The sequence below is a fragment of the Roseobacter sp. HKCCA2468 genome (assembly GCF_037805105.1).
GTDB lineage: Bacteria > Pseudomonadota > Alphaproteobacteria > Rhodobacterales > Rhodobacteraceae > M30B80.
The window spans coordinates 353,506-366,547 of the sequence record NZ_JBBLYN010000001.1 but is presented as its reverse complement, the minus strand read 5'-3'; the positions used below and the strand labels follow the sequence as shown (position 1 = coordinate 366,547).

Sequence of the window (13,042 nt, the reverse complement as noted above, 5' to 3'; positions counted from 1 at the left end):
CGATGGGCAGCGCAAGCACAGATGACAAAGACCCTTTGGTGATTTTTACCCCTTCTGGCAAACGCGGTCGCTTTGCCAAAGGCACGCCCGTGCTGCAGGCGGCGCGCGCGCTTGGGGTGGATTTGGATAGTGTCTGTGGCGGGCGCGGCATTTGTTCCAAATGCCAGATCACCCCTAGTTTCGGTGAATTTGCCAAACATGGCGTCACAGTGCGCGAAGATGCCCTTTCCGAATGGAACGAGGTTGAAGCCCGCTATGACCGCGTGAAAGGTCTGATTTCAGGCCGCCGTTTGGGCTGTCAGGCCAAGGTATTGGGCGATGTTGTGATTGATGTGCCTGAAACCAGTCAGGTGCATCGTCAGGTCGTGCGCAAAGAGGCCTCAACCAAGCCTATTACCATGGACCCTGCCACGCGGATTGTCATGGTCGAGGTGGCCGAGCCTGATATGCATGAACCCTCGGGCGATTTTGAACGCTTGAAAGATGCCCTCGCACAACAATGGGATGTGCATCAGGTCAGCGCCGCCCTGCCCGTTTTGGCCAAGCTGCAAACCGTTTTGCGCAAAGGCAAATGGCAAATTTCAGTTGCCCTCTTTCAACCCGATGAGGGCGGCGTGGCGCAAATTCTTGAGATTTGGCCAAATCTTCATGAGGGCGGAATTTACGGCCTTGCGATTGATCTTGGCTCGACCACAATCGCGGCGCATCTGTGCGATTTGACCACGGGTGCAGTGATGGGCTCTGCGGGGATCATGAACCCACAAATCCGTTTTGGTGAGGATCTGATGAGCCGCGTCTCCTATGCCATGATGCAAGAAGGCGGTGCCACTGAGATGACCCGCGCGGTGCGCGAGGCCATTAACACATTAGCGGGGCAAATTGCCGAGGATGCGGGAATTGACCCCAAGCTGATCTTGGAAACCGTATTCGTCTGCAACCCCGTGATGCACCATTTGCTCTTGGGCATTGATCCTGTGGAATTGGGCCAAGCGCCCTTTGCACTGGCAACCTCGGATGCCTTGCGTCTCAATGCGCCTGACTTGGGGCTGTCTACATTGAACCCACAAGCGCAGATTTACCTGCTGCCCTGTATCGCGGGCCATGTGGGGGCCGATGCAGCGGCCGTGGCCCTGTCTGAGGCCCCAGAACAATCTGAGGATTTGGTGCTGATCGTGGATGTCGGAACCAATGCTGAAATCCTGCTTGGGAATAAGACCAAGGTTCTCGCCTGCTCCTCGCCCACGGGGCCTGCCTTTGAGGGGGCGCAAATCTCGTCAGGGCAACGGGCCGCGCCCGGTGCGATTGAGCATATCGAAATCGACCCCGCCACCAAAGAACCGCGGTTTCGCGTCATTGGCTGCGATCTGTGGTCTGACGAGGCAGGGTTTGCCGAGGCCACCGCGCAGACAGGCATTACGGGCATTTGTGGCTCTGGCATAATCGAAGCCGTGGCGGAAATGCGCGCCGCGGGCCTGTTGGACGGGTCAGGTCTGATTGGCAGTGCCGAGCAAACAGGAACCCCGCGGTCTATCCCCACAGGGCGCACCCATGAATATCTAATCTTTGACGGCACCGCCACGGGCGGGCCGCGCATCACCGTCACGCAAGGCGATATTCGCGCCATTCAATTGGCGAAATCCGCGCTTTATGCAGGCGCGCGTTTGTTGATGGATCAGATGGATGTAGACGCGGTCGATCGTGTGGTTTTGGCGGGGGCTTTCGGCGCGCATATCAGCCCAAAACACGCTATGATTTTGGGAATGATCCCCGATGCCCCGCTTGAGAAAGTCACAAGCGCCGGCAATGCCGCAGGCCATGGCGCGCGCATTGCGCTGTGCAACCGTGCGGCACGCAAGCGCATTGAGGGGGGCGTGCGCGCCATCCAAAAGGTTGAAACCGCGATTGAGCCAAGGTTTCAGGAACATTTCGTGGCCGCAAACGCCATCCCGCATAAAACCGCCGCCATGCCCCATCTGGCCACAGTGGTCAGCCTGCCAGATGTGAATTTTGGCGCCTCTGGCGGCGGGGGCAATGATGACGGGCGGCGGCGCAGACGGCGGGGCTGACTGAGAGAAAGGCAGAGGTTGACGAAACCCCTGCCTTATCGTATCGACTAGCGCATCAAGGCCATGCGCGGGTATGGTGAAATGGTATCACACGAGCTTCCCAAGCTCTTGGCGCGGGTTCGATTCCCGCTACCCGCTCCAGCCTGATGTCTTTCCCTAAAACACGACCTCTGACCCAAGACCCTGCGCGCGGGCACGGCTGAGGGCAGTTTGGGCTACGGCCAAATCCTGAAGCCCGACACCCGTGCCATCGAAAATCGTGATCTGATCGGGCGAGACACGGCCCTCGGTCGCCCCTGTGACCACCGCCCCCAAGGGGGTGATATCCTCGCGCCCAATCAAGCCTTGCGCCACGGCGTGTTGCGCCTCGCCGATGGTGACAGATTGTGCCACTTCATCGGTAAAGACCGCAGCGCGCGCAAAGAGTGCAGGATCAATCTCCTGCTTGCCGATTGTATCGGTTCCCATCGCAGAGATATGGCAGCCCGCACGAACATGATCCGCAAGCAGGCTTGCGGCATTGGATGAGGTAATGGTGATGATCACATCGGCCTCCTGCATCGCGGCCAGATCAACGGGGGTGAACTCAACCCCCGCTTCGGCACAGACCTCCGCCAAGCGGGACAGGCGGTCAGGATTGCGGTTCCATCCCAAAACGCGAGTGAATTTGCGCACCCGCAAGGCCGCGCGCAATTGAAATGCCGACTGATGCCCCGCGCCCACCATGCCCAAAACTTGGGCATTGGGACGCGCCAATTGATCAATCGACAGGGCCGATGCGGCGGCGGTGCGCAGGGCCGTCAACAGGTTCCCCCCCACCATCGCGGTGGGGCGGCCTGTTTCAGGATCAAATAACAGCACACAGGATTGATGATTGATCAAACCGCGCGCGGCATTTCCGGGGAAATACCCGCCCGATTTCACCCCCATCACCGCGCCTGCGCGGTCAAAGCCCGACTTGAACCCGTATTGACGCCCCTCGCCCAAGGCCTCGCGGATCACGGGGAAATTATAGGCATCCCCATCGGCCATCGCGGCGAAACACCCGCGCATCGCATCAAACGCATCTTCGGCACTGACAAGATCGGCAATCAAACGTTCTGGAATGATATACATCGTCCCCCCGCCTCAATAGGCCTTGCCACGGGCCGAGATGGGCCAAACCACCTCAACCTTGCCGCCCCGCACGCCGACATACCAATCATGCACGTTGCAGGTCGGGTCACAGTGACCTGGCACAAGACGCAGCTTTTCATTGATGGCCAAAACACCTTTTGGGTCGGCCACCACGCCATGCTCATCGCTGCATTTGACATATTCGACATCATCGCGCCCATAGATCACAGGCAAGCCACTATCGACCGATTGCGCCTTGAGCCCCGCATCGACAATCGCCTTATCGGCCTTGGCATGGCTCATCACCGAGGTCAGGATGAACAGGGCATTTTCCCATTCGCCGCGGTCAATGCGGTTGCCGTTTGCATCAAGAATGCGGCCATAATCCGCATCCATAAAGGCGTAAGAGCCACATTGAAGCTCGTTATAGACGCCCGATGTGCTTTCGAAATAATAGCTGCCTGTGCCGCCACCGCCCACGATATCGCAGGCAATCCCTTCTGCGGCCAATGTATCGACCGCGTCCTTGACCATGGCCACGGCAACCGCAATTTTCGCTTTGCGGTCTTCATAGTGATCAAGATGCTGCATTGCGCCCTGATAGGCCTGAATGCCCGCAAATTTCAGCCCCTCGGCCGCATCAATGGCGCGGGCTAAGGCCACAACCTCGGGGGTGGTGGTGACACCACAGCGCCCTGCCCCGCAGTCAATCTCAACCAGACATTCGATGACCGTGCCGTGACGGGTGGCAGCCGCAGAAAGATCGGCGATGTTGCTCAGATCATCGACACAGCAAATCGCGCGCGCGCCCAAAAGCGGGATACGGGCCAAGCGATCAATTTTTTGCGGGTCGCGCACCTGATTGCTGACCAAAACATCCCGAATACCGCCGCGGGCAAAAACTTCGGCTTCGCTTACCTTTTGGCAACAGACACCACAGGCCCCGCCAAGGCTTTCTTGCAACTTCGCCACATCGACCGATTTATGCATCTTGCCATGCACACGATGGCGCATCCCATGGGCGGCGGCATAATCGCCCATTTTCTTGATGTTGCGCTCAAGCGCATCGAGATCAAGGATCAAGCACGGGGTCTGGATATCCGCCTCCGCCATGCCAGGCAGCGCGGGAATGTCATAGCCAACTTCCAGATTTTCAAAACTTGTATGGGTGTTCATGCTCTTAGCCTTTCATCCATGGCAAACGGTCTAAATCGACATTGCCGCCTGTAATAATCACCCCAGTGCGCTTGCCCGCAAAGAGATGTTTGCTCTTCAAAATCACCGCCAAGGGCACAGCACAGCTTGGCTCGATCACAATTTTCATGCGCGCCCAAGTCAGTTTCATCGCGTCCACGATTTCATCTTCGCTTGCGGTCAGAATATCGGTGACATGGGATTTCACAAAATGCCAAGTCAGGTCTTTCAGCGGCACTTTCAAACCATCCGCGATGGTCTGGGGCGCGTCATCCGCGATGATATGGCCTGCCCGAAAACTGCGCGCGGCATCATCCGCTTGGTCTGGTTCGGCGGCATATATTTCGATCTCTGGGGCGATATTTGACAGCGTCAAACAGGTGCCAGAGATCATACCACCCCCGCCAATTGGGGCCACCACAGCGTCAAGATTGGGCACATCTTCGATCAATTCGCGCGAACAGGTGGCTTGGCCTGCAATCACGCGCGGATCATTATAGGGATGCACAAAATTGCCGCCTGTTTTGGCCTGCACCTCGGCAAAGACCGCCTCGCGCGAGGTTGTCGAAGGCTCACATTCGGTGATGATCCCGCCATAGCCCCGCACGGCATCTTTTTTGGCCTGCGGCGCGCTATGCGGCATCACCACATGGCACGGAATGCCCCGCCGCCCTGCGGCATAGGACAAAGACAACGCGTGATTGCCGCTCGAATGGGTGCAAACGCCACGCGCGGCCTCGGCATCGGACAGGCCAAACACCGCATTACATGCACCGCGCACCTTGAAGGCGCCTGCCTTCTGAAAGTTCTCACATTTAAAGAACATCTCACCCCCGACCAACTCGTTCAAAAAGCGCGAGGTCAGAATGGGCGTGCGGTGGATATAGGGCGTGATCCGTGCGTAGGCATCAAGGCTGTCTTGATAGCTTGGCACGGAAATTGGGCTAAGGTCGTTCATATTTTTACCCTTTCATTCAGCAGCTTGGCGAAGGGCGGTTTGATCCGCGCGGAAATAATCCTGCGCAGCGGCAACCCCTGACCCAAGCGGAATATCCCATCCCAGATCGGCCATGCACATTTCGGCGGTGGCTAGACCGGAAAGAACCATTACATCGGTCAACATTCCCAGATGGCCAATGCGAAACACCTTGCCTGCGACCTCGCCCAGACCCACACCAAAGGCCACGCCGTATTTGGTGGCGGCAAGCTGCGCGAGTTCAGTGCCGCATTTCCCCGCAGGCACCATCACCGCCGTCACTGTGTCAGAGGCCGTGGCAGGATCGGTTGCACAAATCTGCAGACCCCATGCTGCAACAGCGCGGCGCACCCCTTCGGCCAATCGGTGGTGACGGGCATGAACAGCCTCCAACCCCTCGCCCTCAAGAAGTGCGATAGAGTGAGACAGGCCCGCGATCAGACCAACAGAAGGGGTATAGGGATATCCCCCCGTCGCGTAGGATTTCAGCATATCGCGGAAATCAAAGAAACAGCGCGGCAGGGTGGCACTGTCCATTGCCGCCAAGGCCTTGGCGCTGACGCCCAAAATCGCAAGGCCTGCAGGCAGCATGAAGCCTTTCTGGCTACCTGCCACCGCAATATCGACCCCCCATGCGTCAAATTCAAATGGCATAGACGCAATGGATGACACGCCATCGACAAACAGCATCGCATCATGACCTGCAGCATCGAGGGCCGCGCGTATCCCCGCAATATCAGAGCGCACCCCTGTCGCGGTTTCATTATGGGTGGCAAGAACGACTTTGATCTTGCCCTGAACATCCGCGCGCAACGCCGCCTCAATATGCGCAATCGGGGCCGCCTGCCCCCATGGCACATCAATGATCTGGACGTTCAGACCATGGCGTTGGCACATGTCAATCCAGCGATGGCTGAACATGCCAAACCGCGCGGCAAGAACAGTGTCACCCGGACTCAATGTGTTGGTGATGGCCGCCTCCCACCCGCCTGTGCCTGTCGAGGGCAGCAAGATCACTTCGCCCTCGGTCATTTTCAACACGCGGCGCACCCCCGCCACGGCAGGCTTGAACATCGCGCCAAAGGCGGGACTGCGGTGGTCAAGCGTAGGCATATCACAGGCTTTGCGAACGCTCTCTGGGATATTGGTTGGCCCAGGAATGAAAACTGGATTTTGAAACGACATTTCGTGCGGCCCTCCCTTCAAAGGTTGGATGCAGATTAGCAGGGGGGCTTTACAGCTCGCAATTTTTTCGAAATAATTTTTTAATAGGTGAAAAAATAGTTTTTCATCAAAAAATTCAATGCGTTGCAGTTTTTCAATTCTCTCTTTGCAGATGAAAGGGCCGCAAATATGACATCATCCACGCGTCAAAGGGGCCGTCCGAAGGCCTTTCATGATAAGACCGAACAAAACACGGTGCAGGCCCTAGATCGCGCGCTTGCCGTGATGGAGGTGGTGGCACAAAAACCTGGTTTGCGGCTTTCTGAACTGGCCGAGGAAACAGGTCAGGCCACCGCAACGCTCTATCGTGCGTTGACCACATTGCAGACGCGCGGGATGGTCGAATGCGATGAGATGCAGCAGGTCTGGCATATCGGCGCAGGCGCCTTTCAAATCGGGTCTGCTTTTTTGCGCCGCACCAATGTTGTGGAACGATCCCGCGCAGGCATGACGCGGCTGATGCGCGAAACGGGCGAGACTGCAAATTTGGGTGTCGAAATGCAGGATGAGGTTTTATTCCTGACCCAAGTCGAAACCCATGAGGCGATCCGCGCCTTTTTTCCACCTGGAACCCGCGCGCCGATGCATGTCTCTGGAATTGGCAAGGCGCTATTGGCATGGCTTCCGCCAGCCCATGTGCAGTCAATCATCCTCAAACGGGGCTTGTCGGCCTTTACCCCGCATAGCCTAACAGATGAGGCGGCCTTGCGCGCCGATCTTGATCAGGCTCGCGCGCGCGGATTTGCCATTGATGACCAAGAGCGCGCCGAAGGAATGCGCTGCATTGCAGCCCCGATCTTCAATGTGCATCGCGAACCTGTGGCGGGCATCTCAATCTCTGGCCCCGCATTCCGGCTGTCGCTGACACGTTCCATGGATTTTGGCGGCATGGTGCGCGAAGCCGCCGATCAGGTTACCGCCGCCATTGGGGGGCGCTGCCCCTAACGCGCCCTAGCGCGCGGCCTGCACCCATGCCACGATGGCGCGGCGCGCCTCATCATCCATTGCAAAGGCATTTGGGGGCGGCATCGCATGGGAAACGCCCGCCTGTGTATAAATCTGGCTGGCATGACGGGCCACATCCGCCTCGGTTTCGAGATAGACATTTTTCGGTGCCCAACGGATACCATCCCATGCGGGTTCACGGGCATGGCACATCGAGCAATTGCCGATCACGGCATAATAGGCCTCTTCAAACCCGTCTGCCGCGACCATCTCGGCCTCATAGGGCGTCAAGGCGCGGCTTGCGGCGGCCTCGTAGGTTTCCGCCATGCGCGGGATTGATAGCCAAGCGATGATAATCATCAGCAAGACCGTGACCGCCCATGTCCAATGCGGCCCCTTGCCCGTGGCGTGCATCGTGTTGAAATAATGGCGAATGGTCACACCCGTCAGGAAGATCAAGCTTGCAATGATCCACGAATATTCGGTCGCAAAGGCGAGCGGATAATGATTGGACAGCATCAGAAAAATAACGGGCAGCGTGAGGTAATTGTTATGGGTCGAGCGCAGCTTGGCGATCTTGCCATATTTCGCATCAGGCGTGCGTCCCGCCTTGAGATCTGCCACCACAATACGTTGGTTCGGCATGATCTGGAAAAACACATTCCCCGTCATAATGGTCGCGGTAAAGGCCCCCAAATGCAGCAGCGCCGCCCGCCCCGTAAAGACCTGATGATACCCCCAAGACATCACCACAAGGATTACAAACAGGATCAACATCAAGGTCGTGGGGTTCTCACCCAAAGGCGATTTGCACAATTGGTCATACAGAACCCACCCCAAGGCCAACGAGCCGCCCGAGATCAAAATCCCCTGCCACAGCGCCAGATTGGCCTTTGTCGGGTCAAGCAAGAACAACTCGCCCCCGACCCAATAGACAATCATCAACAAAGCTGCACCTGAGACCCAAGTCATATAGCTTTGCCATTTGTGCCAGATCAGATGCTCAGGCATGTTTTCAGGGGCGACCAAATACTTCTGAATGTGGTAAAAGCCGCCGCCATGCACCTGCCATTCTTCGCCATAGGCCCCTTTGGGCATATTCGGCACAGGCCGCAGCCCCAAATCCAAGGCAATGAAAAACAAGGATGCACCAATCCACGCCATCGCCGTGATGACATGCAGCCACCTGACGGAAAACGCGATCCAATCCCAAATGATGGCCAGATCATACATACCGGCATCTCCCTGTTGTTACTTGTCTTTCCTGCATACTAGGCGGCTGAGCTTTATTCTGCTATTACGGGCAAACGCCAAGCAGTATCAAAAAAAGCAAAACAATGTCCTATATTGATAATATCCGAACCTTTGTCCGTGTCTACGAGCTTGGGTCAATGTCGGCGGCAGGGCGCGATTTGCGCATCTCACCTGCCGTGACATCCTCGCGGATTTCTCAACTTGAGGAACATTTGGGCGTGCGTCTGTTTCAGCGCACAACCCGCAACCTCACCCCCACCGAGCAGGGCCAAGCCTTTTATCGGGGGGCAACGCGGATTTTGGAATCGGTCGAGGATGCCGAAGCGCAGATCGTTAACATCACAGAGAACCTCAAAGGCAGTCTCTATGTGGCCGCACCTTTGGGGGTGGGTCGGCGCTTGATCGCGCCCCATGTGCCAGATTTTATCGCGCAATACCCTGAAATTCACGTGCGTCTGCGCCTGTCAGATCGCAAGATTGATCTGACCACCGAAGGGCTTGATCTGGCGTTTTTCCTTGGGGAACCTGAGGATAGCAATCTGCGCATCCGCAAGATTGCGGATGTCGCGCGGGTGTTGTGTGCAGCGCCTGCCTATATCGCCGCGCGGGGCATGCCCAAATCAGGCGCTGATCTCGTGACCGAGCGGCATGAATGCCTCAACTTGCGCTTTCCAGGGGCCAAGGAATTTCAATGGCGGTTGCAAACCAAAGCAGGGTTTGAGCGGTTCCGCGTGGCAGGGCGTTACGAATCCGATGATGGCGATGTCCTGACAGATTGGGCTTTGGCGGGGCATGGGATTGTAATGAAACCCATCTTTGAGGTGGCCGAGCATCTCAGCTCAGGCGCGCTTGTGCCCGTGGCAACGGAAACCCCACCCGCCCCTATTCAAATGGCCTGTTTGTTCACCCATCGGCGCAGACAAGACCCCAAAACGCGGCTTTTCATGGAATTCATGATTGACCGCGTGGGGGATGTGATCCGCAACAGCGCGCGCGATTAACTGCCGCGATAGGTGGAATAGCCAAAAGGCGACAGCAAAAGCGGCACGTGGTAATGCGTGTCTTCTGACATGCCAAAGCGGATCGGGATCATATCCAAGAAACGGGGGCTTTCTTTTGGCACGCCTTGCGCGTCAAGATAGGCGCCTGCGTGAAAGCAGAGCTCATAAACCCCGCGCGCAAATTCCGCCCTTGGCAAAATCTGCGCATCGGTGCGCCCGTCTGCATTGGTTTCAACAGTTTTGATCAACTCCGCCCCTGCATCGCTGATGCGATAAAGATCAATTTTCATGCCTGCCGCAGGGCGGCCCGTTGCCGTATCCAAAACATGGGTGGTCAAATATCCCGCCATCGCGCGCGTCCTTTTGCCTGTAAATGAACCCTAGAAAATCTCAAAACTTGCGCCCATGATAGGCGAGATTATGCGCCTGATACAGTGCAGAGCGATCAAAAGAGTGCTTATAGATTTTTTTTAAAATCATCTGCGATTATCTGCATTATGCCATAGAAAAACAAACGAGGCTGATATGACACGCTACCCCCGAGATTTACGCGGCCACGGGCCAGACGCGCCCCATGCCGCTTGGCCCAATGGCGCGAAAATCGCTGTGCAGATCGTGCTGAATTACGAGGAAGGTGGCGAGAACAATATCCTGCATGGCGATGCTGCGTCCGAGGCCTTTTTATCCGAGATCACAGGCGCGCAACCATGGGTTGGGATGCGCCATTGGAATATGGAGTCGATCTACGAATATGGTGCGCGTGCAGGGTTTTGGCGGCTTTATTCCATGATGTCCGACCTGCCCGTGACAGTTTATGGTGTGGCCACGGCCCTTGCCCGCAGCCCCGAACAGGTGGCGGCGATGAAACAGGCGGGTTGGGAAATTGCCAGCCATGGCCTAAAATGGGTGGAACACAAAGATATGCCCCCCGAAGAAGAGCGCGCGCAAATCCGCGAGGCCATCCGCCTGCATACTGAGGTCACAGGAACCCCGCCACGCGGGTGGTATACGGGACGCTGTTCCATGAACACTGTGGATCTTGCCGCGCAAGAGGGGGATCTGGCCTATATCGCAGACAGCTATGCCGATGACCTGCCCTATTGGGTCAAGGCGGGCGGCAAGGATCAGCTGATCGTGCCGTATACGATGGATTGCAACGATATGCGCTTTGCCATCCAAGCAGGTTTCACCGAAGGCGCGCAATTCGAGCGCAGCTTGATCGACACCTTTGATCAGCTTTACGCCGAAGGGGCGGCAGGCGCGCCCAAGATGATGTCGATCGGTCTGCATTGCCGCCTTGCAGGGCGCCCTGCCCGTGCGCTGGCGCTGAAACGCGCGCTTGCGCATTTCCAAGCACATGAGGGCGTTTGGTTCGCCACTCGCGCGGAGATTGCCGATCATTGGGCCGCGACCCACCCCGTGACCGCGCGCATGACCCCCTCGCAAATGACACGGGAGGAATTTGTCGCCGAATTTGGGGGCATGTTTGAGCATAGCCCGTGGATTGCTGAACGTGCCTTTGAGATGGAGCTTGGTGCCGCACATGATTGCGCGGCGGGGGTTCATTCGGTTCTTGCACGCGCCTTTCGCAGCGCCAGCGCGGCAGAACAGCTTGGGGTGTTGCAAGCCCACCCTGATCTGGCGGGAAAACTGGCCGCGGCCAAGCGTCTGACGGCAGACTCCACCGCCGAGCAAGCCTCAGTCGGGCTTGATAGCCTGACAGATGCAGAACGCGCCGAATTCACCGCCTTGAATGACCGCTATACCGAAGCCTTCGGATTTCCCTTTATCATCGCCGTGCGCGACAACACCAAGGCCAGTATCTTGGAGGCCTTCAAGCGCCGGGTGACGCAATCGCGCGATGTGGAATTCACCGAAGCCTGCCGTCAGGTCGAGCGTATCGCAGAATTGCGTCTGATAGATCGGTTTGCACAATGAAAATCATCATCGAACCCATGACCGCCGATGCCTTCGCCCCGTTTGGCGATCTGCTTGAGGCGAAAGGCATGCCTGATAAGATCATCAATCAAGGCCTATGTGGCCGTTTCCACGACCGCGCGCGGATGGATTTTTCGGATGGGCGTGCGGGGATCAGTATCTTTCACGCAGAAAAGCGCGATTTGCCCTTAAAGCTTCATCTGGTCGAGCGGCACCCTGACGGATCTCAGGCCTTTGTTCCGATGAGCCACCAGCCGTTTTTGGTGGTCGTGGCAGAAGATCAAAACGGCACACCGCAAAACATCCGCGCCTTTCTGACCGAGGCAGGGCAAGCGATCAATATTCACCGCGGCGTCTGGCACGGGGTGCTGACGCCGCTTTATGACCCTGGTCTTTTCGCGGTCATCGACCGCATCGGCGAAGGCCCCAATTTAGAAGAATATTGGCTGCCTGATGAAGTGATTATCGCCACCTCATAGGGGCATGTGGCGGTTCACATCTTTGTAAAGCAGATAGCGGAACTTGCCCGGCCCCCCTGCATAGCAGGCTTGCGGGCAAAAGGCGCGCAGCCACATATAATCGCCCGCCTCAACCTCGACCCAATCCGTGTTGAGGCGATAGACGGCCTTGCCCTCTAGCACATAAAGACCATGCTCCATCACATGGGTTTCCAGAAACGGGATCACCGCGCCCGGTTCAAATGTCACGATGGTCACATGCATATCATGGCGCAGGTCAGCAGGGTCAACAAAGCGCGTGGTGGCCCATTTCCCTTCTGTGCCCGCCATTGGCGTGGGCGCGATATCGCGCTCGTTCAAGATCAAAACATCAGGGTGATCAAGACCTTCAACCTCTTGATAGGCCTTTCTGATCCAATGAAACCGCACAGGCGACTGCCCGCGATTATATAATTCCCATGCATGGGCAGGCGGCAGATAGGCGTAACCGCCCTCCTCCAACAGATGGGTTTGACCATCCACTGTTAGGCTTGCTTCGCCCTCCACCACAAAAAGAACCGCTTCGGCCTCCTCATCGGTTTCAGGGCGCGCGCTGCCACCTTCGGGCGCGACTTCCATGATGTAATGCGAAAAGGTTTCAGCAAAGCCCGACAGGGGCCGCGCAATCACCCAAAGGCGGGTTTTCTCCCAAAAGGGCAGGAAACTGGTGGTAATATCGCGCATCGTGCCGCGTGGGATCACGGCATAGGCCTCGGTAAAGACCGCGCGATCTGTCAAAAGCTGTTCCTGCGGGGGATGGCCGCCTGTGGGGGCGAAATATTTGGGGGTCATAAAGGCAACTCACATTGAAAACTGAGACAATGATAGGCG

Annotated in this window: 12 protein-coding genes and 1 tRNA gene; 6 read left to right on the top strand and 7 right to left on the bottom strand. The window is 57.1% G+C overall.

All coding sequences use genetic code 11. The annotated features are described in order from the left end of the window. Window positions 1–2: 2 nt before the first annotated feature. Window positions 3–2,066, top strand: a complete 2,064-nt coding sequence (locus AAC620_RS01880; RefSeq protein WP_340242559.1) for an ASKHA domain-containing protein — start codon at window positions 3–5, stop codon at window positions 2,064–2,066. A 67-nt stretch (window positions 2,067–2,133) separates the two neighbouring features. After that, window positions 2,134–2,207 (top strand) — tRNA-Gly (locus AAC620_RS01875). Between the two features lie 15 nt (window positions 2,208–2,222). Here the strand turns inward: AAC620_RS01875 and bhcD are convergent. From bhcD to bhcA, 4 genes are read right to left on the bottom strand one after another with little or no spacing between them, the layout of a single operon-like run. Next, window positions 2,223–3,182, bottom strand: coding sequence for an iminosuccinate reductase BhcD (gene bhcD, locus AAC620_RS01870; RefSeq protein WP_340242558.1), 960 nt, complete (start codon window positions 3,180–3,182; stop codon window positions 2,223–2,225). 12 nt (window positions 3,183–3,194) lie between these two features. Then, complete coding sequence (gene bhcC, locus AAC620_RS01865) at window positions 3,195–4,358, bottom strand: 3-hydroxy-D-aspartate aldolase BhcC (protein ID WP_340242557.1); 1,164 nt, start codon at window positions 4,356–4,358, stop codon at window positions 3,195–3,197. Between the two features lie 4 nt (window positions 4,359–4,362). Continuing rightward, window positions 4,363–5,334, bottom strand: a complete 972-nt coding sequence (gene bhcB / locus AAC620_RS01860) for a beta-hydroxyaspartate dehydratase BhcB (RefSeq protein ID WP_340242556.1) — start codon at window positions 5,332–5,334, stop codon at window positions 4,363–4,365. Between the two features lie 12 nt (window positions 5,335–5,346). Further along, window positions 5,347–6,537: an L-aspartate--glyoxylate aminotransferase BhcA gene (gene bhcA / locus AAC620_RS01855; RefSeq protein ID WP_340242555.1), complete on the bottom strand. Its 1,191-nt coding sequence runs from the start codon at window positions 6,535–6,537 to the stop codon at window positions 5,347–5,349. 168 nt (window positions 6,538–6,705) lie between these two features. Between bhcA and bhcR the strand changes: the two genes are divergently transcribed. Further along, window positions 6,706–7,521 (top strand): HTH-type transcriptional regulator BhcR, encoded by an 816-nt coding sequence (gene bhcR, locus AAC620_RS01850; protein ID WP_340242554.1) that lies wholly within the window; start codon window positions 6,706–6,708, stop codon window positions 7,519–7,521. A gap of 6 nt (window positions 7,522–7,527) precedes the next feature. Here bhcR and AAC620_RS01845 read toward each other — a convergent pair whose 3' ends face one another. Further along, complete coding sequence (locus AAC620_RS01845) at window positions 7,528–8,754, bottom strand: urate hydroxylase PuuD (RefSeq protein WP_340242553.1); 1,227 nt, start codon at window positions 8,752–8,754, stop codon at window positions 7,528–7,530. A 104-nt stretch (window positions 8,755–8,858) separates the two neighbouring features. Here AAC620_RS01845 and AAC620_RS01840 point away from each other — a divergent pair, with 104 nt between their 5' ends. Further along, a complete protein-coding gene (locus tag AAC620_RS01840; protein WP_340242552.1) occupies window positions 8,859–9,776 on the top strand; it encodes a LysR family transcriptional regulator in 918 nt (305 codons plus the stop codon). On the opposite strand, the gene uraH is transcribed toward AAC620_RS01840, so the two are convergent. Beyond that, complete coding sequence (uraH, locus tag AAC620_RS01835; RefSeq protein ID WP_340242551.1) at window positions 9,773–10,126, bottom strand: hydroxyisourate hydrolase; 354 nt, start codon at window positions 10,124–10,126, stop codon at window positions 9,773–9,775. The genes AAC620_RS01840 and uraH overlap by 4 nt on opposite strands. 175 nt (window positions 10,127–10,301) lie before the next feature. Here uraH and puuE point away from each other — a divergent pair, with 175 nt between their 5' ends. Together puuE and AAC620_RS01825 are read left to right on the top strand one after the other, a co-directional pair. Beyond that, a complete protein-coding gene (gene puuE / locus AAC620_RS01830) occupies window positions 10,302–11,714 on the top strand; it encodes an allantoinase PuuE (protein WP_340242550.1) in 1,413 nt (470 codons plus the stop codon). Continuing rightward, complete coding sequence (locus AAC620_RS01825) at window positions 11,711–12,193, top strand: ureidoglycolate lyase (protein ID WP_340242549.1); 483 nt, start codon at window positions 11,711–11,713, stop codon at window positions 12,191–12,193. The genes puuE and AAC620_RS01825 overlap by 4 nt, the downstream gene beginning before the upstream one ends. On the opposite strand, the gene AAC620_RS01820 is transcribed toward AAC620_RS01825, so the two are convergent. Next, entirely contained in the window at window positions 12,188–13,003 is an 816-nt protein-coding gene (locus AAC620_RS01820; RefSeq protein WP_340242548.1) for a bifunctional allantoicase/(S)-ureidoglycine aminohydrolase, read from the bottom strand. The two genes, AAC620_RS01825 and AAC620_RS01820, sit on opposite strands and share 6 nt — an antisense overlap. Window positions 13,004–13,042: the final 39 nt, after the last annotated feature.